We start from the raw sequence: 23,753 nt of genomic DNA on the forward strand, positions 1-23,753 counted from the left end.
AGCAGTTGCCGATTACCAAGCAGTCTTTGCTGGGCGATTCCAAAAAATGTGTAGCGATCAACGTACCGGTGTTTCATTGCTGGTCTGTCACAACGCGGCGGTTTTTTTGAAAGGTGCACTGTGATTAATGCAGGTGATCGGGGGCTTCGGCCTTCCTTCGCTTTCCCCGGCGGCTCGGACCGCTTTAACGCAGACTTCTAGGGTTTTTCATGACGCGCTACATATTCGTCACGGGCGGTGTTGTTTCTTCATTGGGGAAAGGCATTGCCTCCGCTTCATTGGCGGCCATCCTGGAGGCGCGGGGACTTAAGGTCACCATGCTCAAGCTGGACCCGTACATCAACGTTGACCCGGGCACCATGAGCCCGTTCCAGCACGGTGAAGTGTTCGTCACCCACGACGGCGCCGAGACCGACCTGGACCTGGGCCACTACGAGCGGTTCATCCGCACGACCATGACCCAGAACAACAACTTCACCACCGGCCGTGTCTATGAGCACGTACTGCGCAAGGAACGCCGTGGTGACTACCTGGGTGCAACCATCCAGGTGATCCCGCACATCACCGACGAAATCAAGCGCCGCATCATCAAGGGTGCAGGCGATGCCGACGTAGCGATGGTCGAGATCGGTGGCACCGTCGGTGACATCGAGTCCCAGCCGTTCCTGGAAGCCATCCGCCAGCTGCGTTTCGAAGTCGGCGCCAAGCGCGCGATGCTGATGCACCTGACGCTGGTGCCGTACATCGCCACCGCCGGCGAAACCAAAACCAAGCCTACCCAGCACTCGGTCAAGGAACTGCGTTCCATCGGCCTGCAGCCGGACGTGCTGGTGTGCCGCTCCGATCACCCGATCGACATTTCCTCGCGCCGCAAGATCGCGCAATTCACCAACGTTGAAGAACGTGCGGTGATTGCCCTGGAAGACGCCGACACCATCTACAAGATCCCGGGCATCCTGCACTCGCAGGGGCTGGATGATTTTGTGGTCGAGCGCTTCGGCCTGCAGTGCAACGGTGCCGACCTGTCCGAGTGGGAAGCCGTGGTAGACGCCAAGCTCAACCCTGAGCATGAAGTCACCATCGCCATGGTCGGCAAGTACATGGAGCTGCTGGACGCGTACAAGTCGCTGATCGAAGCGATGAGCCACGCCGGTATCAGCAACCGTACCAAGGTCAACCTGCGCTACATCGACTCCGAAGACATCGAGAACCAGGGCACTGCGCTGCTCGAAGGTGTCGACGCGATCCTCGTGCCCGGCGGTTTCGGCCTGCGTGGCGTGGAAGGCAAGATCACTGCCGTGCAGTACGCTCGTGAAAACAAAGTGCCGTACCTGGGCATCTGCCTGGGCATGCAAGTGGCCGTTATCGAGTTCGCCCGTAACGTGCTGGGCTGGAAAGACGCCAACTCCACCGAGTTCGATCACACCAGCGGCCATCCGGTCGTGGGCCTGATCACCGAGTGGGAAGACGCCACCGGCGCCGTTGAAACCCGTACCGAAAGCTCCGACCTGGGCGGCACCATGCGCCTTGGCGCGCAGGATTGCCTGCTGGAGGCCGGTTCGCTGGTTCACGATTGCTACGGCAAGGACGTGATCGTCGAGCGTCACCGTCATCGCTACGAAGTGAACAACAACCTGCTGCCGCAGATCAAGGAAGCCGGCCTGAAGATCTCCGGTCGTTCCGGTGATGGCAAGCTGGTGGAAGTGGTCGAGGCGCCGGATCACCCGTGGTTCGTGGCTTGCCAGTTCCACCCGGAGTTCACCTCGACGCCGCGCGACGGTCATCCGTTGTTCAGCGGTTTTGTCAAAGCAGCACTGACGCAACATCAGAAGAAGGCGTAAACCTGATGGCCCAGAAGATCATTCGCGTAGGCGACATCGAGATTGCCAACGACAAGCCCATGGTGCTGTTTGGTGGCATGAACGTGCTGGAAAGCCGCGACATGGCGATGCAGGTCTGTGAAGAGTACGTAAGGGTTACCCAGAAACTGGGTATTCCTTATGTGTTCAAGGCCAGCTTCGACAAGGCCAACCGTTCGTCCGTGACATCCTACCGCGGCCCGGGCCTTGAAGAAGGCATGCGGATCTTCCAGGACATCAAGCAAGCCTTTGGCGTGCCGATCATCACCGACGTCCACGAGCCTGAACAGGCTGCCGTGGTCGCCGAGGTGTGCGACATCATCCAGTTGCCGGCCTTCCTGTCGCGCCAGACCGACCTTGTGGTTGCCATGGCCAAGACCGGCGCGGTGATCAATATCAAGAAAGCCCAGTTCCTCGCGCCCCAGGAAATGAAACACATCCTGAGCAAGTGCGTGGAAGCGGGTAACGACCAGTTGATCCTCTGCGAGCGGGGTTCGAGCTTCGGCTACAACAACCTCGTGGTGGACATGCTCGGTTTCGGCATCATGAAACAGTTCGAATACCCGGTGTTCTTCGACGTGACCCATGCGCTGCAAATGCCCGGTGGTCGCTCGGACTCTGCCGGTGGGCGCCGTGCCCAGGTGACTGACCTGGCCAAGGCAGGCATGAGCCAGTCCCTGGCTGGCCTGTTCCTGGAAGCCCACCCGGACCCGGACAACGCCAAGTGCGACGGCCCTTGTGCCCTGCGCCTGGACAAGTTGGAGCCATTCCTGGCCCAGCTCAAGCAGTTGGACGAACTGGTCAAGAGTTTTCCGACAGTAGAAACCGCGTAACTGCCGTTTCTCCGGTAGAATTTCCCACGCTTTACGCTCAGGTCCCAGGGCCTGAGCCTTGTCGCCTGCAAGCCTGCCCCGTTGTTCCACCCTTGCGGTCGGTCAAAAGATTTCCTTCAGCTGCGTCGTTTTCGTCAACTTTGGAGTGTTTACAACAATGGCAAAAATCGTCGACATCAAAGGTCGTGAAGTTCTCGACTCCCGTGGCAACCCCACCGTTGAAGCCGACGTGCTTCTCGATAACGGCATCATCGGCAGCGCCTGCGCGCCATCCGGTGCTTCCACAGGTTCGCGCGAAGCGCTGGAGCTGCGTGATGGCGACAAGAGCCGTTACCTGGGCAAGGGTGTACTCAAGGCTGTAGCCAACATCAATGGTCCGATTCGTGACCTGCTGTTGGGCAAGGACCCGCTGGACCAGAAAGCCCTGGACCACGCGATGATCAAGCTCGACGGCACCGAAAACAAAGGCAGCCTGGGCGCCAACGCCATCCTCGCCGTGTCCCTGGCTGCCGCCAAGGCCGCTGCACAGGACCAGGACCTGCCGTTGTACGCGCACATTGCCAACCTGAATGGCACCCCAGGCGTTTACTCGATGCCGGTGCCGATGATGAACATCATCAACGGTGGCGAGCACGCCGATAACAACGTCGACATCCAGGAGTTCATGGTGCAGCCGGTTGGCGCCAAGACCTTCTCCGAAGGTCTGCGCATGGGCACCGAGATTTTCCATCACCTCAAGGCTGTACTGAAGGCCCGTGGCCTGAGCACTGCCGTCGGTGACGAAGGTGGTTTCGCACCGAACCTGGCGTCCAACGAAGATGCATTGAAAGTGATCTCCGAAGCGGTGGCCAACGCCGGCTACAAGCTGGGCACCGATGTGACCCTGGCCCTGGACTGCGCCGCCAGCGAGTTCTACGAGGACGGTAAGTACAACCTGTCCGGCGAAGGCCATGTGTTCACCTCTGAAGGTTTTGCTGACTACCTCAAAGGCTTGACCGAGCGCTACCCGATCATCTCGATCGAAGACGGCCTGGACGAGTCCGACTGGGCGGGTTGGAAAGTCCTCACCGACAAGATCGGCGAGAAAATCCAGCTGGTGGGTGACGACCTGTTCGTGACCAACACCAAGATCCTGAAAGAAGGCATCGACAAGAAGATCGCCAATTCGATCCTGATCAAGTTCAACCAGATCGGCACCCTGACCGAAACCCTGGAAGCCATCCAGATGGCCAAGGCTGCGGGCTACACGGCCGTGATCTCCCACCGCTCCGGTGAAACCGAAGATTCCACCATTGCCGACCTGGCCGTGGGTACTTCGGCGGGCCAGATCAAGACCGGCTCCCTGTGCCGTTCCGATCGCGTTTCCAAGTACAACCAACTGCTGCGTATCGAAGAGCAGTTGGCAGGTAAAGCCAAGTACAACGGTCGTGACGAGTTTCGCGGCTGATCAGTAAATGGTAAAAAGTCGCCGGATTGCGTCGGAAAAACCACAGCAGTGTGAATTTCGACGCTAATCTGGTGGCTATCAAGTGCAAGCCTGGGTCTTCCAGGCTTCGTGCTATCAGCTGCTGCAAAAGGTTTGCTTGGCTGTCTTTTTTCACTGGATACCCGGATTTCGATGCGCAGTCCCAATTGGTTGTTCCTCGTCTTGCTCTTGTTGCTGGCTGGCCTGCAGTACCGCCTATGGGTGGGTAATGGCAGCTTTGCGCAGGTGGAAGAGCTGACCCAGCAAATTGCCGACCAGCACGCCGAAAACGAACGCCTGCTGGAGCGCAACCGCGTGCTTGACGCTGAAGTGCTTGAGTTGAAAAAAGGTACGGAGACCGTTGAAGAACGGGCACGTCATGAATTGGGCATGGTCAAGGAGGGCGAAACCCTCTACCAGTTGGCCCAATGAGCCATTTTCTACCGGCCTTCTGGGCCGTGATTCCTGCCGCGGGCGTTGGTGCCCGTATGGCTGCGGACCGTCCCAAGCAGTATCTGCAACTGGGCGGTCGCACTATTCTCGAACACAGCCTCGGCTGTTTTCTCGACCATCCATCGCTTAAAGGCCTGGTGGTCAGTCTGGCTGAAGATGATCCGTATTGGCCCACCCTGGCGTGTGCCGTCGACTCGCGTATCCACCGCGCAGACGGTGGTTCGGAGCGTTCGGGCTCGGTGCTCAATGCGCTGCTACAGCTGAACGCCCTGGGCGCCAGTGATGACGACTGGGTGTTGGTGCACGATGCAGCGCGGCCTAACCTGAGCCGTGATGATCTCGACAAACTCTTGGCTGAATTGGCCGATGATCCGGTCGGCGGCTTGCTGGCTGTGCCGGCGCGCGACACCCTCAAGCGCGTCGACAAGCACGGTCGCGTTGTTGAAACCGTTGACCGCAGCCTGATCTGGCAGGCTTACACGCCACAGATGTTCCGCCTGGGCGCGTTGCACCGCGCGTTGGCCGACAGCCTGGTGGCTGATGCCGTGATTACCGACGAAGCCTCGGCCATGGAATGGTCCGGCCAGGCGCCGCGGCTGATCGAAGGGCGTTCGGACAACATCAAGGTGACCCGGCCGGAAGACCTGGAATGGCTCAGGTTGCGGTGGGCGAACCGGCGGTAGATCTAACTACTGTGTAATCAACTGCTGTACTCCGGCCGTTCAGCCAGCCCAACCTTCAAAAAATCCACCAGCTTCCTGACCTTCGGCGATAAATGCCGTTGCTGTGGATACAGTGCCCACACCGCCGTATTGGGCGGCTGATGCGCCTCCAGCAATGACACCAGTGCACCAGTGTGTAAATGCTCCAGCACGTAGTAATCCGGCAGTTGGCACAACCCCACGCCTTGCAAGGCAGCATCTAAAACTGCCTGCCCACTGTTGCAGCGCCAGTTTCCTTGCACCCGCTGGGAAAATTCCCGTCCATCCTGGGCCAGTTGCCAGATATCCGAACTGCCAATCAGGCAGTTATGCCGGCTCAACTCCGACAAGCTATGTGGCCGACCATACCGCGCCAGGTAGGACGGCGACGCACACAAGTACATGCGCCGAGGGGCCAGGCGGCTGGCGACCATGCGTGAGTCTTGCAGGCGACCTAGCCGGATCGCCAGGTCGAGACCTTCGTGCACCAGGTCCAACTGGCGATTGCTCAGCTCGATATCCACGCGCAATTGTGGATAGAGCCCCATGAACCGCGTGACCAATGGCACGATGAAGCGTTCTCCGTACGCCACTGCGCAGGTCATGCGCAACATGCCCTTGGGTTCGCTGGTGAGGTCGCCCACGGCACGCAAGGCCTCCTCGCGTCCGTCCTGCAGGCGTTGGCAATGTTGCAAAAATGTCTGGCCCGCTTCGGTGAGTGTCACCTTGCGCGTACTGCGATACAGCAACCGCGTTTGCAGGCGTTCTTCCAGGCGCGCCACCTGCCGGCTGATGTGCGACGACGAGACGCCCAACCGCTCGGCCGCTGCGGTGAATTGGCTGCATTCGGCCACTGCGACAAACTCATCGATGCCTTCCCAGCGGTTTTCCAGCATGTCGATTATCCCTGTACAGCAATAAAGTTTTGCTTTTGTCCGGATTATTAATCAATGAGCCATGTTTTACACTCACCGCCTCAGTTTTTAACCCGTTGGAGAAACCCGGATGATCAAGTCCCGCGCTGCCGTAGCCTTCGAAGCCAAGAAGCCTCTGGAGATCGTTGAAGTGGATGTCGCCATGCCCAAGGCCGGCGAAGTGCTGTTGCGGGTGGTGGCGTCCGGCGTATGCCACACCGACGCCTACACCCTGTCGGGCGCCGACCCGGAAGGTATTTTCCCGTCGATCCTCGGCCATGAAGGCGGTGCAGTGGTTGAAGCGATCGGCGAGGGCGTGACCTCGGTGGCCGTCGGCGACCATGTGATCCCGCTGTACACCCCGGAATGCGGCAAGTGCAAATTCTGCCTGTCGGGCAAGACCAACTTGTGCCAGGCCATTCGCTCCACCCAGGGCAAAGGCTTGATGCCGGATGGCACCACGCGTTTCTCCTACAAAGGCCAGCCGATTTTCCACTACATGGGCACCTCCACATTCTCCGAGTACACCGTGCTACCGGAAATTTCCGTGGCCAAGATTCCTAAAGACGCGCCGCTGGAAAAAGTCTGCCTGCTCGGGTGCGGCGTCACCACCGGCATCGGTGCCGTGATCAACACGGCCAAGGTCAAGCCGGGCGACACCGTGGCGATCTTCGGCCTCGGCGGTATTGGCCTGTCGGCGGTGATTGGTGCGGTGAAGGCCAAGGCCGGTCGTATCATTGCTATCGATATCAACCCGGCCAAGTTCGAAATCGCCAAGCAACTGGGTGCTACCGATTGCATCAACCCGAAAGACTACGACCGCCCAATCCAGGACGTGATCGTCGACTTGACCGACGGCGGCGTCGACTTCTCCTTTGAGTGCATCGGTAATGTGCAGCTGATGCGCGCAGCCCTTGAGTGCTGTCACAAAGGTTGGGGCGAGTCGGTGATCATCGGCGTGGCCGGTGCCGGCCAGGAAATCGCTACCCGCCCATTCCAGCTGGTGACTGGTCGCGTCTGGCGCGGTTCGGCGTTCGGCGGCGTGCGTGGCCGCACGGAATTGCCAAGCTACGTGGAAATGGCCCAGACCGGCGAAATCCCGCTGGACACCTTCATCACCCACACTATGGGCCTGGAAGACATCAACAAAGCGTTTGACCTGATGCATGAAGGTAAGAGTATTCGTACTGTCATCCACTTCTGAGGTCGACCATGAGCCTGGAAAACCTGTCGTGCCAGAAGAGCTTCGGCGGCTGGCATAAACGCTACAAACATCATTCCGATGTGCTCGGTTGCGACATGACCTTCGCCGTCTACCTGCCGCCTCAGGCAGAGCAAGGCGGCAAGTTGCCAGTGCTGTACTGGCTGTCCGGCTTGACCTGCACCGACGAAAACTTCATGCACAAAGCCGGCGCCCAGCGCATGGCCGCCGAGTTGGGGTTGATCATCGTCGCGCCGGACACCAGCCCTCGTGGCCCCGGCGTGCCGGGCGACCCGGACAACGCCTGGGACTTCGGCCTGGGCGCAGGCTTCTACCTGAATGCCACCCAGGAACCGTGGGCCAAGCACTATCGGATGCATGACTACGTCGTGCGGGAATTGCCGGCGTTGGTTGAAGCGCATTTTCCGGCATCGGATAAACGCGGCATCAGCGGGCACTCCATGGGCGGTCACGGTGCGCTGGTGTGCGCGCTGCGCAATCCCGGGCGTTACCAATCGGTATCGGCATTTTCGCCGATCAACAATCCGATGGACTGCCCATGGGGCCAGAAAGCCTTTTCTCGCTACCTTGGCGACGAACGCGCCAAGTGGCGCGAATGGGATGCGTGCGTACTGATCAGCGAAGCCTCGGAAAAACTGCCATTGCTGGTGGACCAGGGCGACCGCGACGACTTTCTCGCGGTACAGCTCAAGCCCGAAGCCTTGCAGCAAGCGGCGAAAGCGGCCAATCATCCGCTCGAACTACGCCTGCAGCCTGGCTACGACCACAGCTACTTCTTTATCGCCAGCTTCATCGAAGACCACTTGCGGCATCACGGTCGTGCTTTGCTCGGTTAATGTGAGGCAAAAGTAGGTAGAATCACGCCCTGAATTAAATCGGGGCGTTTTTTTATGCGTATTGGCCACGGCTACGATGTGCACCGTTTCGCTGAAGGCGATTTCATCACCCTGGGTGGCGTGCGGATTGCGCACCACCATGGGTTGCTGGCTCATTCCGACGGCGACGTTGTATTGCATGCCTTGAGCGATGCTTTGCTTGGCGCAGCGGCGTTGGGCGATATCGGCAAGCACTTTCCGGATACCGATCCCACCTTCAAGGGGGCGGACAGCCGTGTCTTGCTGCGCCATGTCGTCGGCTTGATCCATGCCAAGGGCTGGAAGGTCGGCAACGTCGATAACACCATCGTGGCCCAGGCGCCGAAAATGGCCCCGCATATCGAAACGATGCGCGCGCTGATTGCCGCGGACCTGCAAATTGAATTGGATCAAGTCAACGTGAAAGCCACCACCACCGAAAAGCTCGGGTTTACCGGTCGTGAAGAGGGCATTGCGGTGCACTCCGTCGCCTTGTTGCTGCGCGCATGAACGACCTGCAACTGTTGGGCCCGCGGGCCTATGGCGAGGCGCTGGGCAGCGCGGTACTGAAGGCCACGGCTGAAGATTTCCAGGTCGACGAAGTGCTGGACATCCCGCTGACCGGCGAGGGTGAGCACCTGTGGTTGTGGGTGGAAAAGCGCGGCCTGAACACCGAAGAAGCCGCGCGGCGGATCGCCAAGGCTGCCGGTGTGCCGTTGCGTACCGTCAGCTATGCGGGCCTCAAGGATCGCCAGGCGTTGACCCGCCAGTGGTTCAGCGTGCAACTGCCGGGCAAGGCCGACCCGGACATGAGCGGCGCGGAAAACGACACGCTCAAGATCCTTAAAACCGCCCGTCATAAGCGCAAGTTGCAGCGTGGCGCGCATTCGGCCAACGGTTTCACCTTGCGCCTGACCCAACTGGCCGGTGATACCGCGGCCATCGACGCGCGTTTGCAATTGATTGCCCAGCACGGCATTCCGAATTATTTCGGTGCCCAGCGTTTTGGCCACAACGGTGGCAACGTCGTGGATGCCCGTGAATGGGCTGCACGCAAGGCCCTGCCGGAGCAGCGCAATGTGCGTTCGCGGTTGCTGTCCACGGCCCGCAGTTTCCTGTTCAACAAGGTGCTGGCGGCACGTGTGGCCGACGGTTCCTGGCAGCGCGCCCAAGTGGGGGACCTGCTGGCCTTTACCGACAGCCGTAGTTTTTTCCCGGCCGGGGAGGCTGAATGCAGCGATCCGCGCCTGGCAATTCTCGACCTGCACCCGACCGGTCCGCAGTGGGGTGAGGGTGATTCGCCGGCTGCAGGCGCAACCCATGAACTGGAACAAGCCGTCGCCGCCGGCGAAGCCGACCTGCGTGATTGGCTGGTGAATGCGGGCATGAGCCAGGAACGTCGCATTCTTCGACTGCCCATTGGCGGGTTGACGTGGCATTATCCCGGGCCTGACATTCTGCAATTGGAATTCGTCCTGCCGGCCGGATGCTTCGCCACTGTCTTGGTGCGCGAGCTTGTTGATCTGGTGCCGGTGGGGCAGACGGACAGCCCATGCGTATTCTGATATCAAACGATGACGGTGCCACCGCACCCGGTCTTGCCGCGCTCTATGCTGCGCTGGAAGATTACGCCGAGTGCGTGGTGGTCGCCCCCGACCAGGACAAGAGCGGCGCCAGCAGTTCGCTGACGCTCGACCGTCCGCTGCACCCGCAAGTCCTGGCCAATGGCTTTATCAGCGTGAATGGCACTCCCACTGACTGCGTGCACTTGGCAATCAACAGCTTGTTGGAGCATGAGCCGGACCTGGTGGTCTCGGGTATCAACCTCGGCGCCAACCTGGGAGATGATGTGCTGTATTCCGGCACTGTAGCGGCCGCCCTTGAAGGGCGCTTCCTCGGCCGAACCTCGTTTGCCTTTTCCTTCGCTTCCCGGCAACTGGATAACCTGGCGACTGCGGCGTATTTCGCGCGCAAGCTGGTGCAGGCCCATGGTTCGCTGGAATTACCCCCGCGCACCGTCCTCAACGTCAATGTGCCTAACCTGCCCCTCGACCACATTCGCGGTATCCAGCTGACGCGTCTGGGCCATCGTGCCCGCGCGGCGGCGCCCTTGAAGGTGGTCGACCCGCGTGGCAAGGAAGGCTATTGGATTGCCGCTGCGGGCGATGCCGAAGACGGTGGCCCTGGGACAGATTTTCATGCGGTGATGCAAGGTTATGTTTCGATTACCCCGTTGCAACTTGATCGCACCTTCAGTGATGCCTTCGGTAGCCTCGATGGCTGGCTGGAGGGGCTGCGTTAATGGCGCGTGAACAAGACGACCTGTTGCGCCGTGGCATCGGGATGACCTCCCAACGGACCCGCGAGCGTTTGATCCAGCGCCTTTATGAAGAGGGGTTGTCCAACGCCCAGGTGCTGGAAGTGATCCGGCGTACACCACGGCACCTGTTTGTCGATGAGGCCCTTGCGCACCGTGCGTATGAAGATACGGCGCTGCCGATCGGCCACAACCAGACTATCTCCCAGCCTTATATGGTCGCGCGCATGAGCGAACTGCTGCTGGCGGCGGGGCCGTTGGATAAGGTGCTGGAGATCGGTACCGGCTCCGGCTACCAGACGGCCGTGCTGTCGCAGCTGGTGGAGCGGGTATTCTCCGTGGAGCGCATCAAGGTGCTGCAGGATCGTGCCAAGGAACGCCTGGTAGAGCTCAACCTGCGCAACGTCGTGTTCCGCTGGGGCGATGGCTGGGAGGGCTGGCCGGCATTGGCGCCTTATAACGGGATCATCGTCACTGCCGTAGCCACCGATGTACCGCAAGCGTTGTTGGATCAATTGGCCCCTGGAGGGCGCTTGGTCATCCCGGTGGGCTCCGGAGAGGTGCAACAATTGATGCTCATTATCCGTGAGGAAGAGGGCTTTTCCCGGCATGTGCTGGGGGCCGTGCGGTTTGTGCCACTGCTTAATGGTCCGCTGGCCTGATCATTTGTTCGCACACAGTGAATTCTGTTGGCGAGGATGTGTCTTACAGCGGGGTCTATAGAGTCAACATAATTGGGAACCGGTTTTAAACACGAGAAATTTTTTCGTTTCAGGCGTGTGCCGGTAAAAACCCAATGCCCAGTTATACTTGCGTCATATTTCAAGCCTGATACAGGCGTTAACGTTCAGCCACCACAAAGGGAGCGGCGGGTGAGTCTCACAGGTCCTGCGCAGCGAATGAGTAAAACAAGCTTTCAGCGACTGGTGCTTGGCCTTGTCTTGAGTTCCTTATTGGCAGCTTGCTCGAGCACGCCATCCGGCGGTGCGCGGGTGGTTGACCGCAATAATGCCGTGCCGCAAAAGCCGACGGTGACCACCGGTCAATACGTGGTGCGCAAGGGCGACACACTGTTCTCGATTGCCTTCCGTTATGGCTGGGATTACAAGGCGCTGGCCGCCCGGAACAACATTCCTGTGCCATATACGATACATCCGGGGCAAACCATTCGTTTCGATGGTCGCACCGGTTCTGCGCCTACGACAGTCGTGAAATATTCCGGATCTACGCCGTCGTCTTCGAGCAAAACCACGATCATCACTCGGCCTGCAGGCAGCGCCGCGCCTACGGTTGCGAACAAACCGGCACCCGCGCCGTTGCCTCCTGCCGGGCCCGCTCCGACGGGTTGGGGATGGCCGTCAAACGGTGTTTTGATTGGAAAATTCTCTTCAAACGGTAGTTTGAATAAAGGCATTGATATCGCCGGGGATTTGGGACAGCCTGTTTTAGCTGCGTCTGATGGGACAGTGGTTTACGCCGGGAGTGGTTTACGGGGCTACGGCGAACTGGTCATCATCAAACACAGCGATACCTACGTCAGTGCTTACGGTCACAACCGTAGGCTGTTGGTTCGGGAGGGGCAGCAGGTCAAAGTCGGACAGACAATTGCCGAAATGGGGTCAACTGGTACAGACCGGGTGAAACTGCACTTTGAGATTCGCCGCCAAGGGAAACCTGTAGATCCGCTGCAATTCCTGCCCCGTCGTTGATGTGTTGCACAGCCTGTTCCTCACGTAGAAGGAACAGGCTCCAGCGTTGCCAAGGATAAAGGCGTCGCTTGAGCTTGAGGTCGAACTCACCAAAGGACTATAACAATGGCTCTCAGTAAAGAAGCGCCGGAGTTTGACATCGACGATGAGGTTCTCCTTGAAATGGAGATTCTCACCGAAAAGGAATCGATGTCGAATGATGAAGGGTCTGCTACACCTTCAGTTCGCACCAAATCCAAGAACTCCACTGCGTTAAAGCAACACAAGTACATTGATTACACGCGGGCGCTCGACGCCACGCAGTTGTATCTCAATGAAATCGGCTTTTCCCCTCTGCTGACTCCCGAAGAAGAAGTCCATTTTGCGCGCCTGTCGCAAAAAGGCGATCCGGCTGGGCGTAAGCGCATGATTGAAAGCAACCTGCGCCTGGTGGTGAAGATCGCCCGACGCTACGTCAATCGTGGGCTTTCACTGCTGGACCTGATCGAGGAGGGCAACCTGGGCTTGATCCGGGCTGTGGAGAAGTTTGATCCTGAGCGGGGCTTCCGCTTTTCGACGTATGCCACCTGGTGGATTCGCCAGACCATCGAACGGGCGATCATGAATCAAACCCGTACGATCCGGTTGCCAATCCATGTGGTCAAGGAGCTCAACGTCTACCTGCGGGCAGCGCGCGAGCTGACACAAAAACTCGATCATGAACCCTCGCCTGAAGAGATCGCCAACCTGCTGGAAAAACCGGTAGGGGAGGTCAAGCGCATGCTTGGCCTGAACGAGCGCGTCTCTTCGGTCGATGTCTCGCTGGGTCCGGATTCGGATAAAACCCTGCTGGACACCCTGACGGATGATCGTCCGACTGATCCTTGCGAACTGTTGCAGGACGATGATCTTTCCCAAAGCATTGACCAGTGGCTGTCAGAGCTTACGGACAAGCAGCGTGAAGTGGTGATCCGCCGCTTTGGCCTGCGCGGCCATGAGAGCAGCACCCTGGAGGACGTAGGCCTGGAGATCGGCCTGACCCGTGAGCGGGTGCGGCAGATCCAGGTAGAGGGCCTCAAGCGCTTGCGTGAGATCCTGGAGAAGAATGGCTTGTCGAGTGAGTCGTTGTTTCAGTAACAGACGCAGTATGAATGCTTGAGTGTGGGAGGGGGGGTGCCCCCGATAGCGGTGTGACAGTCGCCAGATGTATCGACTGAACCACTGCAATCGGGGGCAAGCCCCTTCCCACATTTTTATGCCTGGCTTTTGTTCAGGTTTTTCCCGAATCCAGACATAAAAAAACCCCGCTTTTAAGGGCGGGGTTCTTTCGACTAAGTCAGTACAAGTTAGATAACTTGAACTTCTTCAGCTTGCATGCCTTTCTGACCGCGGGTAGCGATGAAAGAAACCTGTTGGCCTTCTTTCAGGCTTTTGAAGCCGTCGGATTGGATAGCTTTGAAGTGAACGAACAGGTCGTCACCGGATTGTGGAGTGATGAAGCCGAAGCCTTTTTCATCGTTGAACCACTTAACGGTACCAGTTTGGCGATTAGACATGGTGTATCTCCTTGGACAAAGTTAACTGCGACTCAGGAAAAGCCCTGGCCGAGACTGAGTGCAAAGAGCAGGAAAAATTCTTGGAGATGGTTGGATCGAAATTCAACATATCGTGTAGAGATTCTCAGTGACACAAGCAGCACAGTGGCGCCACCTTAACCCTTTTTCCGGAACGTGCCAATGGTATTTCCGAAGGTTTCTCTATTTTCGTGACTGGCGGTGGTATTTACAGTCTCTAAGGTAGCCAGCACGGGTCCCGTCCCCACTGGCTAGCGCATATAGCCGGTAGTGCATTCATCAAGAAAAGCCCCGTGGCCTTTGAACCCCAAGGCCGGCCCCGGTAAGATGGCCCACAGAATTTTTCCACCTCGCAATTTCAGGACACCCGCCATGAGCATCAAATCGGACAAGTGGATTCGCCGCATGGCGCAAGAGCACGGCATGATCGAACCGTTTGTCGAGCGCCAGATTCGTGGCGAAGGCGACGAGCGCGTGATTTCGTACGGGGTTTCCAGCTACGGTTACGACGTGCGCTGCGCCGATGAATTCAAGGTGTTCACCAACATCAATTCGGCGATCGTCGATCCGAAGAACTTCGACGAAAAGAGCTTCGTCGACGTCAAGAGCGACGTGTGCATCATCCCGCCAAACTCCTTTGCGCTGGCGCGCACCGTGGAATTCTTCCGTATTCCCCGTGATGTGCTGACCATCTGCCTGGGTAAAAGCACCTACGCGCGCTGCGGCATTATCGTCAACGTGACCCCGCTGGAGCCTGAGTGGGAAGGGCACGTGACCCTGGAGTTCTCCAACACCACGACCTTGCCGGCGAAAATCTATGCCAACGAAGGCGTAGCACAAATGCTGTTCCTGCAGTCCGACGAGGCTTGTGAAGTCTCCTACAAAGACCGTGCGGGCAAATACCAGGGCCAGCGGGGCGTCACTCTCCCACGCGCTTGATCGAACCGTCTTACACGTAAAGGGAATTAGTCTGCGGGAAGTGACTCTATTGGGTGTACTGCCTCGGTGCGTGCAAAACGCACCGAGCCACGCTTGAGGAGTACTTTATGAAGATCGACCCGCGAATCAGCGCCGAACTTGCCCGGCTTGAACCCAACCAGATTGGTGTTCTGGCCTGGTCCCTGATGGCCGATCCTGCCTATGCCGGCGGCATCCCTGGCCAACCTGATCCAGACTCTCCACAACCCATTGAGGAGCCGGGTTCGCCTACGGTCCCCGATGAGCCACCTCCCGCACCTGTCGCCTGACCGCTGGCAAGTCCGTCGGCGTTTCAGCGGATAGCCCAGACCTCTTGATCTCCGATGACAAAAAGTCGCTGATCAGCCGCTGGCTGTACTGCGTAACCCCCGGTAAAGGCACCGAACGCCGGCAACCCCGTCCCCGCAAGTGATACACCGGGTGCACATGCCCCGCCAGCCCATGATGGCTGGCATGCGGGTCGGGTTCATGCAGCAGGGCAAACGGCCCCATCAGCACAGTCGGGTACTACCTCGATATTCAAGTCGACAGGTGGATCGCCCGCGCGTTTGTCGTGCTTGCCGCGAATCAAGACCATGCTCAGATCAAGGTTACGCTCACGCCTGGCCCTCAAGGCACTCAGGGGGCCACTGGCGTGTGAGCCGGGGCCATGCAGGAAGTCGACTCTCAGGTCCAGGCCCGTCTCCCGGGACAGCGCGCCGTGGTGCAGGGTGATCAACCCTGCCCAATCAGGGCGCGCCTCCAGCAACCCCTGGTACCAAATCTCCGCTTGCAGGCATCCACTTCGGCGGCCAACGCGCGCATGGGCGCGATCCACAACACGGTCGGCGGTTCGGCTGGAGGCTCTATGTCAAAGACCCTCCAGGCGTCGCAAAGGTTTACTTCAAATTGCCGCTCAGAAATTGCTGCAAGCGCTCACTCTTCGGGTTGCCCAGCACATCCTCCGGGGCGCCTTGCTCTTCTACCAGGCCTTTGTGCAGGAATAGCACCTGGCTCGACACCTTGCGCGCAAAGCTCATCTCGTGGGTCACCATAATCATGGTGCGGCCTTCCTCCGCCAGGCCCTGGATCACCTTCAAGACTTCGCCGACCAGTTCAGGGTCCAGCGCCGAGGTCGGCTCATCGAACAGCATCACCTCGGGCTCCATGGCCAGGGCACGGGCGATGGCGACTCGTTGTTGCTGGCCTCCGGACAGGAAGGCGGGGTACTGATCGGCTACACGCGCGGGTAACCCGACCTTGTCCAGGTAGCGACGGGCACGGTCTTCGGCGTCCTTCTTGCTGCAACCCAGCACGCGGCGCGGGGCCATGGTGATGTTTTCCAGCACGCTCATGTGGCTCCACAGGTTGAAGTGCTGGAACACCATCGCCAGCCGTGTACGCAGGCGTTGCAGCTCGGCGTCGTCGGCCACGCGCATGCCGTGGCGGTCGCTGACCATGCGGATCTGTTGGCCGTCGAGGGTCATGGCGCCGTCGTTGGGGGTTTCCAGAAAGTTGATGCAGCGTAGAAAGGTGCTTTTGCCCGAGCCGCTGGCGCCGATCAGGCTGATCACGTCACCGGTCTTGGCCTTGAGGGAAACACCTTTAAGCACCTCATTGTCGCCATAGCTTTTGTGCAAGCCTTCAACGGTCAGTTTGTACATGGGGCGTGCATCCTCAAGGCGAAAGTAGGTAACCGCTACGGTAGGCTTCAGTACCGGCGACATGGCTGATCACCATCCCGGCAGTGGCCATGCGCCGTAGCGAACGGGCGTAAAGCAGGCCGGCGCTTTGGCAATGCACGGGCGTTACGCGGTCAGTAATAGGGTCGATGATTTCGGCGATCAATTGGCCGGCCTCCAGGTATTCGCCCGGCAAGGCGCTGAATACCAATAAGCCGCCCACCGGCGTGGTCACAGGTTCGACGCCCGCCAGCGGGGTGGCTGGGTAGGGCAGGTCGGGCAGTGTCGCCACGTCACCGGCAATCGCACCAAAGTGAATCAGATAGTCGATGATTGCCTGGCAGTCGAGGGCGGCCAGGCCATGGTTGACGTCGCCCTGGCCGCGCAGCTCGACGGTTACCGAAAAGCTGCCCATGGGAATCGGGAAGCGCTCGCCGAAGCGTTGTTGCAACTGCCACCACACCAGGGTGAAACACTCATCGAAGGATTGCCCGCCGGAGTCGGTGGCCAGCAAGTTGGCTTCCGAGCCGATGTAGCGCGCCAACGGTTCCACCTGCGGCCAGGCTTCGGGCGTGGTGTACAGGTGGGCCACGGCTTCAAAGTCGCAATGCAGGTCCAGCACCATGTCGGCGTCGCACGCCAGGCGTTGCAGCACCAGGCGTTGGGATTGCAGCTGAGTCGCAGGTGTTTGCGCCGCAAGGGCCAGGCTCAGGGCGTCGCGAATCAGTTCGACGTTGTGCTGTGGATCATCACCCAGCAGTTCTTCGACCTGATTGCCCACTTCGTCGCCGAGGTCGACAAACAGGCGATTGAAGTTCTGCCCGCTTTCCAGCTCATAGCGGCCCAGCGGAATGTCCATCAACACCTGCTCCAGGCCCACTGGGTTGGCGACGGGTACCAATACGATCTCGCTGCGCAAATGCCCGGCCGCCTCCAGCTCAGCCAGGCGCACCTTGAGGTGCCAGGCCACCAGCATGCCGGGCAGTTCGTCGGCATGCAGCGATGACTGGATGTAGATTTTGCCTTCGGCCTGCTCGAGGCCGAAGTGGAAGCTGTGGATCTGCCGCGCGGTGCCTGGCACGGGCGCGATCAGGTCATGTCGCTGATGACGCATGAAGGCTCCTTAATGGCTCGGCCCGAGGAAGGCCAGCCAGCGGCGCTCCGCCAGGCGAAACAGACCGACCAGGGCAAAGGTCACGGTCAGGTAGATCAACGCAGCGATGCCGAATGATTGAAAGGTCATGTAAGTGGCTGAGTTCGCGTCCCGGGCCACCTTGAGAATGTCCGGAACCGTCGCGGTGAAGGCCACGGTGGTCGAGTGCAGCATCAGGATCACTTCATTGCTGTAATACGGCAACGAGCGGCGTAGCGCCGATGGCATGATCACATAGGCATACAGCTTCCAGCCGCTCAAACCGTAGGCTTTGGCCGCTTCGACTTCGCCATGGGCCATGCTGCGGATCGCCCCGGCGAAGATCTCCGTGGTGTAGGCGCAGGTGTTGAGGGCGAAAGCGAGGATGGTGCAGTTCATCGCATCGCGAAAGAACGCATCCAGCACCGGCTGCGCACGCACGGCCGCGATACTGTAGATCCCGGTGTAGCAGATCAGCAGCTGGATATAGAGCGGCGTGCCACGAAACAGGTAGGTGTAGAACTGCACCGGCCAGCGTACCCAACGCTTGCGCGAGACGCGGGCGATAGACAGGGGGATCGACACCACAAAGCCGATGACCAGTGCCGCGCTGAGCAGCCACATGGTCATGGCCAGCCCGGTGATGTGCTGGCCGTCGCTGTACAGGAAGGGCCGCCAGTATTGCTGCAGAAGTTCGATCATCGCACGGCCTCCCTAGACCCAGCGGAGTAGCGGCGCTCAAGCCAGCGCAGGACGACATTGGATGCGCTGGTTATCAGCAAGTAGATCAACGCGGCCAGCACCAGGAAGTAGAACAGTTGATAGGTGCTCTTGCCCGCATCCTGGGCGGCCTTCACCAAGTCGGCCAGGCCGATGATCGACACCAGCGCCGTGGCTTTGAGCATCACGCACCAGTTGTTGTTAATGCCCGGCAGGGCAAAGCGCATCATCTGCGGGAAGGTCACGTAGCGAAACCGCTGCCCGCGCTTGAGCCCGTAGGCGGTTGCAGCTTCCAACTGGCCCCTGGGCACGGCGAGGATCGCGCCGCGAAAGGTCTCGGTGAAGTAGGCACCGTAGATAAACCCAAGGGTGATGACCCCGGCGCTGAATGGGTCGATCTCGATGTAGTCCCATTCCATAAAGTCGGTAAAGCCGGTCAGCCAGATTTGCAGGCTATAGAAAATCAGCAGCATCAGTACCAGATCGGGCACGCCGCGAATCAGGGTGGTGTAGAGCTGCGCGGGAATCCGCAAGAGGCGCACGCTGGACAGCTTCGCGCTGGCGCCGAGCAGGCCCAGCAGGACGCTGACGGCCAGGGAGGCGACGGACAACTTCACCGTCATCCACGTACCTTGCAGCAACAGTGGGCCGAACCCCTTCAAGCTGAAGGCACTCAGCCCCAGGGTTTGCAAAAGATCTTCAAACATGAATTCAGGACCTATGGCGATAAAAAAGCGCCCACCTGAAACAGGTGGGCGCCGAGGTGTTATTTACCGCTGTAAAGGTTCAGGTCGCCGAAGTGTTTCTTCTGGATAGTGGCGTAGGTGCCATCATCGTGTAACGCTTTGATACCTTTATCGAGCAACGCCTTGAGCTCTTTGTTACCTTTTTTGATACCGACCGCAGTTTTGGACGGCAGCAACGGGTCGTCGATGGCCTTGCTGACTTCGTAGTCAGCGCCCGCTGGCGACTTGAGGAAGCCCAGTTGGGCTTGCAGCATATCTTGCACAGAAGCGTCCAGACGGCCGGACGTCAGGTCAGCGTATACCTGGTCCTGGTTGGCGTAAGCCTTGGTGGTGACACCGGCTTTGTCCAGTACTGCCTTGGCGTAGGCTTCCTGGATGGTGCCCTGCTCGTAGCCCACGGATTTGCCCTTGAGGGACTCAGGCGTGGAGTAGTTCGCGCCTTTTTTGAACACCAGCGAGGTTGGGCCGGAGAACAGTTCGTTAGAGAAATCGATCGCCTTTTCACGGGCTGCGGTCACTGTCATCGAGGAAATCACGCCATCGAACTTGTTGGCGTTCAGGCCCGGGATCATGCCGTCGAAGTCACTTTCGACCCATTTGCACTTAACCTTCAGCTCGGCGCAGATCGCATTGCCCAGGTCGATATCGAAGCCCACCAGGCTGCCGTCGGCGGCCTTGGATTCGAACGGCGCGTAGGAAGGATCGACACCAAAACGCAATTCCTTGTATTCCTTGGCTGTAGCAACACCCGCAGCCATGCACAGAGCCAGTGCAGAAAGGGTCAGCAATGCTTTTTTCATTATTTAATCCCTGGAAACCAAGATAAGCGCTTGTGGCGCGTTTAGGACTGTTACTGAACGGTGTCAGACGGATCACAAGTAGCAATTTCTGCACCATAGTTCCGAGTAAGCGTTTTAAAAGGTGGGATAAGGGAGTTTTGAGTGTAGGAGATGCCCGGAAATGGGCATTGATTTTTCAGTGCACTATTTTGGATCTGGCGCGGATCAAAATGTGGCAGCAAGCGCACTTGGGCGTAGCCCAGCACATGCCCGGCAGGGCAATGACAAGGTCCATGGGCGTACCGGGGCGATGGGCTTATCAGTTAGGAGGCGGGGCGCTGCGCAGAAGCTCTATCTGAATGCATGAGGTCTGAATGTGGGGGCAAGCCCCCACAACTTGATCCGGTTCCTTCAGGGGAACCGCTTATTTGCCAGGTGTCAGGGTCAAGCGGGTCTTCCCATACACTTTCTCGAAGTTCTGCGGCTGCATCGGGAAGCTCAGGTATTGCGCCTTGAGCGACGGGTCGATGCCGTTTGCATAGTTCGGGCTGGCCGGGTTACCGGATTGGCCGATGCCGCCCTGGCCCATCATCGGTTCCACCTGGCCAAAGTCGACAATCATGCGCAGCGCCGGCACCTGGGTGGTATCGAAATTCTGCCCCCACGAGTACGGCGCCGGGTTCAGGGTGTTGTGGTCGCCACCGCTGGCGAATGGGCCACGGATGACCTCGCCCTGAGTGTTTTTCCAGGTAGTGCTGTGCAGTTTGCCCCACTGCCAGGCTTTGTGATTACCGCCCAGTTGGCTGTCGCCGGCCGTGATGGCGGCGGCGAGTGTGCGGGCGAGGATCGCGGGTTTGTCTTCTTTTTGCGGCGTGCGCGTGTCGTCCCAGAACGGGCTGTCTTCACGGCCGAGCAAGTGGTCCGCGATGGCCGAATAGGACAGGCTGGCGTTGCTGATAAAGGCTTTCCAGGTGGCGCTGTTTTCCGGGCCGAGTTTGTCGAGGAAGATCTGCTTGGCGCTTTCCTGCAGGAACAGCTCGTAGATCGCCGCGTCCGCGGAAGTGGGGGCGAGACGGCCATCAAAGGCCATCAGGCGGTCCAGCGCTTCGCGGGCCTTGGTCCGTTCAGCCGGTGCGAGTGCATCAATGGCCTGCTTCAGTGGCTGGGCCATGCCCGGTGCCTGGAACATGGTCTTGAGTTTGGCGGCGAAGAGGGTGGTCTGGTCGTATTGCATGGCGATCAGGCTGCGGGTGTCGTGCTTGCCCGCGTTGGCCAGTTGCGCCAGGCGCTCGCTGCGTTCCGGCGCATCCCAGGAGTTGGACAGCTGCATGCCATAACCGCGCGCAGCGGTGCGTTGGTTGGCGGTGCCGATCCAGCCTTGGGCCGGGTCCTGATCGTAAGGGTGCAGCATGGCGTCGGCATAACCGTCCCAGTCAAAGCGCGCGTCCCAGCCCGGCGATGGCAGCAGGCCCTCGCCTTCGCGGCGGTTGGGGAAGCGGCCGGTGACTTGCCAGCCGATGTTGCTGGCGTCGGCGAAGATCATGTTCAATGCGATGGCGCGGATTTCCCGGGTGGCATCCGAGGCTTTAGCGGCGTTTTGTGCCCGGGACAGGTCGAAGAACGCATCCAGGCTCTTGTCGTCCTTGAAGTCGGCGGTTTGCAGGGCCAGGCCAAAGCCGGTAGTGAGCGCCTGGCTGCTATTGAGCAGCGCACCGTGACGGGTTTCGTACACGACTTCGCGAATCGGCCGCTGGCCCTTGGCAAAGTAGGTTTCGTTGCGTACGAGCGCCGGCAGCCATTTACCGTTGTTCTCGTAGTACAGCGCGCTGCCTTGGCGCTTGACCTTCTCCAGGAACAGATCCTGGGTATCGCCCTTGACCGCGCTCATGCTCCACGCCACTTTGCCATTGAAACCGGACAACAGGGTCGGCAAGCCGGCGATCGACGCACCGACGGCCTGGTATTTCGGCGCACGAATCTGCACGTAGTTCCACGGCGAGGGCGCCTGTGGCTGGGCGGCAATGTCATTGGCCAGCAGGCTTTTGCCGCTGCGGCTGCGTTGCGGGCCGATGGCCCAGTTGCTCGACGTGGTGACGGCCAGCGCGTTGAGGCTGTTCAATTGCTGGCTGACCGTATCCAACCCGGCCAGGCCGGTGATCTGGCTCAGGTTCACGCCCTTGAGCTTGTCGGCCTCAGCCAGGGGGATCGCTTCGTCCGGCGCGCTGGGAGTGAGCCAGGCAAGTTTGTCGACGCCGACTTTTTGCGCGAGCACCAGGGACGAAATTTCCTCCTGCAAGTTGCTCGACTCGCTGAAGTTCAGCAGGCAAAACAGCAGCGCCGAGTCTTCCGGTTTCCAGTATTCTGGCTTGTAGCCGGTCTGGGCCAGGTCGGGCGGCAGTTTGTCGCGATAGCGGAACAGGTAGGCGTTGACCCCCCGGGCATACACTTCAAAGAAGCGCTTGAGGCGTGGCGACGAGGCGTTATACAGCTCGCCGGCACTTTTTTTCAGGTTGACCGCGCGCATAAAACGGTCGACATCCAGCACCTGCGGCCCGGACATTTCCGCCAGGCGCCCCTGCGCCAGCAAGCGCAAGGTGACCATTTGGGTGATGCGGTCGCTGGCGTGCACATAACCGAGGCTGAACAGCGCGTCGTGGAAGGTGTTGCTTTCGATCAGCGGCATGCCTTGGGCATTGCGACGCACCGATACGTTCTGGGCCAGGCCCCTGATCGGTTGCACACCGGAAACGGGCGGCAAGGTGTCCTGGGTGCTCTGGAGCTGGCAACCGGCCAGGCTCAAAGCACTGGCCACTGCCGCGGCAACGCCGAACCGGGGAAGAAAATGTGAGAGGGCTGGCGAGGCCATGGCAAAGCTCCTGCGGGGGGTAGCGTCAGTAAAGGCGCTACGTTAGTGAGCGCGGCGAAACGACGCAAGCAGGAGCCCAGCCTTATTTTCAGGATTTTTGCATCAGGACTTTGGTGGATTCACTTTCTGCACCAGTTCATAGGCACGAACGGTCGCCGGCCGCTCCTTGATGCGGTTGAACCAGCGATGCACATGGGGGAAGTCCTCCAGACGCTGGCTCTGCCATTTGTGGGAAACAATCCATGGGTAGATCGCCATGTCGGCAATGCTGTAGTCCTCGCCTGCCACGAACGGACGATCGGCCAAACGCCGGTCCAGTACGCCATACAGGCGGGCCGTTTCATCGATATAGCGCTTGATCGCGTAGGGGATTTTCTCCGGTGCAAACTGGCTGAAATGATGATTCTGCCCGGCCATCGGCCCCAGGCCGCCCATTTGCCAGAACAGCCACTGCAACGTTTCCTGGCGACCGCGCAGGTCTTTGGGAATGAACTGGCCGGTTTTTTCCGCGAGGTAGAGCAGGATGGCGCCGGACTCAAACAGGGAAATAGGCGCACCGCCGTCACTCGGGTTTTGATCGACGATGGCCGGAATGCGGTTGTTGGGAGCGATCTTCAGGAAGTCGGGCTTGAACTGGTCGCCCTGGCCGATGTTGATCGGGTGCACCTTATAAGGCAGGCCGGCTTCTTCCAGGAACAGCGATACTTTGTGACCGTTGGGGGTAGTCCAGTAGTACAGGTCGATCATGAAGCTCTCCAAAAGGGCTGATGCTTGAGCGGATGCCTGTAGGTATAGGTAATGCCCGGTTGGCGAAAATTCAATGAAACATTTAGATCTACCCTTAGAAGCACTTCAGGCCAAGGTGTCTAACCCATACCTTGGCTTTTGGGGACAGCGGAGAGTGGCTGTGGGAATGCGCTAAAAAATGTGGGAGGGGGCTCCCGATAGCGGTTCAATCAGCCAGCTTGTTCTTAGCTGACCCACTGTAATC

At 59.4% G+C, this 23,753-nt stretch carries 24 protein-coding genes and 1 pseudogene; 15 read left to right on the forward strand and 10 right to left on the reverse strand.

The window, feature by feature from the left end:
* Window positions 1–209 precede the first annotated feature (209 nt).
* The 5 genes from M5B43_RS23295 to ispD all read left to right on the forward strand — a co-directional run bounded on the left by M5B43_RS23295 (window position 210) and on the right by ispD (window position 5,293).
* Window positions 210–1,841: a CTP synthase gene (locus tag M5B43_RS23295; protein ID WP_057723190.1), complete on the forward strand. Its 1,632-nt coding sequence runs from the start codon at window positions 210–212 to the stop codon at window positions 1,839–1,841.
* A gap of 5 nt (window positions 1,842–1,846) precedes the next feature.
* A complete protein-coding gene (gene kdsA / locus M5B43_RS23300) occupies window positions 1,847–2,692 on the forward strand; it encodes a 3-deoxy-8-phosphooctulonate synthase (RefSeq protein WP_003189190.1) in 846 nt (281 codons plus the stop codon).
* Window positions 2,693–2,849: 157 nt separating this feature from the next.
* Complete coding sequence (gene eno / locus M5B43_RS23305; RefSeq protein ID WP_248752279.1) at window positions 2,850–4,139, forward strand: phosphopyruvate hydratase; 1,290 nt, start codon at window positions 2,850–2,852, stop codon at window positions 4,137–4,139.
* Window positions 4,140–4,310: 171 nt separating this feature from the next.
* Entirely contained in the window at window positions 4,311–4,589 is a 279-nt protein-coding gene (ftsB, locus tag M5B43_RS23310; protein WP_057723188.1) for a cell division protein FtsB, read from the forward strand.
* Window positions 4,586–5,293 (forward strand): 2-C-methyl-D-erythritol 4-phosphate cytidylyltransferase, encoded by a 708-nt coding sequence (ispD, locus tag M5B43_RS23315; protein WP_248752280.1) that lies wholly within the window; start codon window positions 4,586–4,588, stop codon window positions 5,291–5,293. Before ftsB ends, ispD begins: the two co-directional genes overlap by 4 nt.
* 17 nt (window positions 5,294–5,310) lie before the next feature.
* Here ispD and M5B43_RS23320 read toward each other — a convergent pair whose 3' ends face one another.
* Window positions 5,311–6,207: a LysR substrate-binding domain-containing protein gene (locus M5B43_RS23320; RefSeq protein WP_248752281.1), complete on the reverse strand. Its 897-nt coding sequence runs from the start codon at window positions 6,205–6,207 to the stop codon at window positions 5,311–5,313.
* Between the two features lie 109 nt (window positions 6,208–6,316).
* Here M5B43_RS23320 and M5B43_RS23325 point away from each other — a divergent pair, with 109 nt between their 5' ends.
* The 8 genes from M5B43_RS23325 (at window position 6,317) to rpoS (ending at window position 13,443) form a co-directional block, all read left to right on the forward strand.
* Entirely contained in the window at window positions 6,317–7,429 is a 1,113-nt protein-coding gene (locus tag M5B43_RS23325) for an S-(hydroxymethyl)glutathione dehydrogenase/class III alcohol dehydrogenase (protein WP_078741110.1), read from the forward strand.
* Window positions 7,430–7,437: 8 nt separating this feature from the next.
* Window positions 7,438–8,283: an S-formylglutathione hydrolase gene (fghA, locus tag M5B43_RS23330; protein ID WP_248752282.1), complete on the forward strand. Its 846-nt coding sequence runs from the start codon at window positions 7,438–7,440 to the stop codon at window positions 8,281–8,283.
* 54 nt (window positions 8,284–8,337) lie between these two features.
* Window positions 8,338–8,811, forward strand: a complete 474-nt coding sequence (gene ispF / locus M5B43_RS23335) for a 2-C-methyl-D-erythritol 2,4-cyclodiphosphate synthase (RefSeq protein WP_122719380.1) — start codon at window positions 8,338–8,340, stop codon at window positions 8,809–8,811.
* Window positions 8,808–9,866 (forward strand): tRNA pseudouridine(13) synthase TruD, encoded by a 1,059-nt coding sequence (truD, locus tag M5B43_RS23340; protein ID WP_248752283.1) that lies wholly within the window; start codon window positions 8,808–8,810, stop codon window positions 9,864–9,866. The genes ispF and truD overlap by 4 nt, the downstream gene beginning before the upstream one ends.
* The gene (surE, locus tag M5B43_RS23345) at window positions 9,854–10,603 is read left to right on the forward strand and encodes a 5'/3'-nucleotidase SurE (protein WP_248752284.1); all 750 of its coding nucleotides are present in this window, start codon (window positions 9,854–9,856) and stop codon (window positions 10,601–10,603) included. Before truD ends, surE begins: the two co-directional genes overlap by 13 nt.
* 41 nt (window positions 10,604–10,644) lie before the next feature.
* On the forward strand, window positions 10,645–11,280 hold the full coding sequence (locus M5B43_RS23350) for a protein-L-isoaspartate(D-aspartate) O-methyltransferase (protein ID WP_010176736.1): 636 nt from the start codon (window positions 10,645–10,647) through the stop codon (window positions 11,278–11,280).
* A gap of 210 nt (window positions 11,281–11,490) precedes the next feature.
* The gene (locus M5B43_RS23355) at window positions 11,491–12,327 is read left to right on the forward strand and encodes a peptidoglycan DD-metalloendopeptidase family protein (RefSeq protein WP_248752293.1); all 837 of its coding nucleotides are present in this window, start codon (window positions 11,491–11,493) and stop codon (window positions 12,325–12,327) included.
* 105 nt (window positions 12,328–12,432) lie between these two features.
* Window positions 12,433–13,443 carry an RNA polymerase sigma factor RpoS gene (gene rpoS / locus M5B43_RS23360; protein WP_016974430.1) on the forward strand — a complete coding sequence of 337 codons (1,011 nt, stop codon included), beginning with the start codon at window positions 12,433–12,435 and terminating at the stop codon, window positions 13,441–13,443.
* A 209-nt stretch (window positions 13,444–13,652) separates the two neighbouring features.
* Here the strand turns inward: rpoS and M5B43_RS23365 are convergent, their stop codons facing one another.
* Complete coding sequence (locus tag M5B43_RS23365; protein ID WP_002554837.1) at window positions 13,653–13,862, reverse strand: cold-shock protein; 210 nt, start codon at window positions 13,860–13,862, stop codon at window positions 13,653–13,655.
* A 390-nt stretch (window positions 13,863–14,252) separates the two neighbouring features.
* Here M5B43_RS23365 and dcd point away from each other — a divergent pair, with 390 nt between their 5' ends.
* Window positions 14,253–14,819, forward strand: a complete 567-nt coding sequence (gene dcd / locus M5B43_RS23370; RefSeq protein ID WP_003189215.1) for a dCTP deaminase — start codon at window positions 14,253–14,255, stop codon at window positions 14,817–14,819.
* 107 nt (window positions 14,820–14,926) lie between these two features.
* The gene (locus M5B43_RS23375) at window positions 14,927–15,127 is read left to right on the forward strand and encodes a hypothetical protein (RefSeq protein WP_248752285.1); all 201 of its coding nucleotides are present in this window, start codon (window positions 14,927–14,929) and stop codon (window positions 15,125–15,127) included.
* Between the two features lie 23 nt (window positions 15,128–15,150).
* Here M5B43_RS23375 and M5B43_RS23380 read toward each other — a convergent pair.
* From M5B43_RS23380 to M5B43_RS23415, 8 genes and pseudogenes are all read right to left on the reverse strand, one after another.
* Window positions 15,151–15,519, reverse strand: a pseudogene (locus M5B43_RS23380) (DEAD/DEAH box helicase); the annotation flags it as partial.
* A 217-nt stretch (window positions 15,520–15,736) separates the two neighbouring features.
* Window positions 15,737–16,501 carry an ATP-binding cassette domain-containing protein gene (locus tag M5B43_RS23385; RefSeq protein ID WP_060754065.1) on the reverse strand — a complete coding sequence of 255 codons (765 nt, stop codon included), beginning with the start codon at window positions 16,499–16,501 and terminating at the stop codon, window positions 15,737–15,739.
* 13 nt (window positions 16,502–16,514) lie between these two features.
* Window positions 16,515–17,633: a succinylglutamate desuccinylase/aspartoacylase family protein gene (locus tag M5B43_RS23390; protein ID WP_248752286.1), complete on the reverse strand. Its 1,119-nt coding sequence runs from the start codon at window positions 17,631–17,633 to the stop codon at window positions 16,515–16,517.
* Window positions 17,634–17,642: 9 nt separating this feature from the next.
* A complete protein-coding gene (locus M5B43_RS23395) occupies window positions 17,643–18,353 on the reverse strand; it encodes an ABC transporter permease (protein WP_248752287.1) in 711 nt (236 codons plus the stop codon).
* Window positions 18,350–19,078, reverse strand: a complete 729-nt coding sequence (locus M5B43_RS23400) for an ABC transporter permease (protein WP_248752288.1) — start codon at window positions 19,076–19,078, stop codon at window positions 18,350–18,352. The genes M5B43_RS23395 and M5B43_RS23400 overlap by 4 nt, the downstream gene beginning before the upstream one ends.
* A gap of 59 nt (window positions 19,079–19,137) precedes the next feature.
* Window positions 19,138–19,917 carry a transporter substrate-binding domain-containing protein gene (locus M5B43_RS23405; RefSeq protein ID WP_248752289.1) on the reverse strand — a complete coding sequence of 260 codons (780 nt, stop codon included), beginning with the start codon at window positions 19,915–19,917 and terminating at the stop codon, window positions 19,138–19,140.
* A gap of 403 nt (window positions 19,918–20,320) precedes the next feature.
* Entirely contained in the window at window positions 20,321–22,762 is a 2,442-nt protein-coding gene (locus M5B43_RS23410; protein ID WP_248752290.1) for a penicillin acylase family protein, read from the reverse strand.
* Between the two features lie 102 nt (window positions 22,763–22,864).
* Window positions 22,865–23,509: a glutathione S-transferase N-terminal domain-containing protein gene (locus M5B43_RS23415; protein ID WP_248752291.1), complete on the reverse strand. Its 645-nt coding sequence runs from the start codon at window positions 23,507–23,509 to the stop codon at window positions 22,865–22,867.
* Between the last annotated feature and the right edge of the window lie 244 nt (window positions 23,510–23,753).

The sequence above is a fragment of the Pseudomonas sp. MWU15-20650 genome, from assembly GCF_023242475.1.
Taxonomy (GTDB): domain Bacteria; phylum Pseudomonadota; class Gammaproteobacteria; order Pseudomonadales; family Pseudomonadaceae; genus Aquipseudomonas.

Coding starts and splice junctions, on each gene's coding strand:
- M5B43_RS23410 (WP_248752290.1), bottom strand. CDS start 22,762: ATGGCCTCGCCAGCCCTCTCACATTTTCTTCCCCGGTTCGGCGTTGCC.
- eno (WP_248752279.1), top strand. CDS start 2,850: ATGGCAAAAATCGTCGACATCAAAGGTCGTGAAGTTCTCGACTCCCGT.
- ispD (WP_248752280.1), top strand. CDS start 4,586: ATGAGCCATTTTCTACCGGCCTTCTGGGCCGTGATTCCTGCCGCGGGC.
- M5B43_RS23325 (WP_078741110.1), top strand. CDS start 6,317: ATGATCAAGTCCCGCGCTGCCGTAGCCTTCGAAGCCAAGAAGCCTCTG.
- M5B43_RS23385 (WP_060754065.1), bottom strand. CDS start 16,501: ATGTACAAACTGACCGTTGAAGGCTTGCACAAAAGCTATGGCGACAAT.
- M5B43_RS23395 (WP_248752287.1), bottom strand. CDS start 18,353: ATGATCGAACTTCTGCAGCAATACTGGCGGCCCTTCCTGTACAGCGAC.
- ftsB (WP_057723188.1), top strand. CDS start 4,311: ATGCGCAGTCCCAATTGGTTGTTCCTCGTCTTGCTCTTGTTGCTGGCT.
- M5B43_RS23390 (WP_248752286.1), bottom strand. CDS start 17,633: ATGCGTCATCAGCGACATGACCTGATCGCGCCCGTGCCAGGCACCGCG.
- fghA (WP_248752282.1), top strand. CDS start 7,438: ATGAGCCTGGAAAACCTGTCGTGCCAGAAGAGCTTCGGCGGCTGGCAT.
- M5B43_RS23365 (WP_002554837.1), bottom strand. CDS start 13,862: ATGTCTAATCGCCAAACTGGTACCGTTAAGTGGTTCAACGATGAAAAA.
- M5B43_RS23320 (WP_248752281.1), bottom strand. CDS start 6,207: ATGCTGGAAAACCGCTGGGAAGGCATCGATGAGTTTGTCGCAGTGGCC.
- ispF (WP_122719380.1), top strand. CDS start 8,338: ATGCGTATTGGCCACGGCTACGATGTGCACCGTTTCGCTGAAGGCGAT.
- M5B43_RS23350 (WP_010176736.1), top strand. CDS start 10,645: ATGACCTCCCAACGGACCCGCGAGCGTTTGATCCAGCGCCTTTATGAA.
- rpoS (WP_016974430.1), top strand. CDS start 12,433: ATGGCTCTCAGTAAAGAAGCGCCGGAGTTTGACATCGACGATGAGGTT.
- surE (WP_248752284.1), top strand. CDS start 9,854: ATGCGTATTCTGATATCAAACGATGACGGTGCCACCGCACCCGGTCTT.
- M5B43_RS23375 (WP_248752285.1), top strand. CDS start 14,927: ATGAAGATCGACCCGCGAATCAGCGCCGAACTTGCCCGGCTTGAACCC.
- M5B43_RS23400 (WP_248752288.1), bottom strand. CDS start 19,078: ATGTTTGAAGATCTTTTGCAAACCCTGGGGCTGAGTGCCTTCAGCTTG.
- truD (WP_248752283.1), top strand. CDS start 8,808: ATGAACGACCTGCAACTGTTGGGCCCGCGGGCCTATGGCGAGGCGCTG.
- M5B43_RS23415 (WP_248752291.1), bottom strand. CDS start 23,509: ATGATCGACCTGTACTACTGGACTACCCCCAACGGTCACAAAGTATCG.
- kdsA (WP_003189190.1), top strand. CDS start 1,847: ATGGCCCAGAAGATCATTCGCGTAGGCGACATCGAGATTGCCAACGAC.
- M5B43_RS23405 (WP_248752289.1), bottom strand. CDS start 19,917: ATGAAAAAAGCATTGCTGACCCTTTCTGCACTGGCTCTGTGCATGGCT.
- M5B43_RS23295 (WP_057723190.1), top strand. CDS start 210: ATGACGCGCTACATATTCGTCACGGGCGGTGTTGTTTCTTCATTGGGG.
- dcd (WP_003189215.1), top strand. CDS start 14,253: ATGAGCATCAAATCGGACAAGTGGATTCGCCGCATGGCGCAAGAGCAC.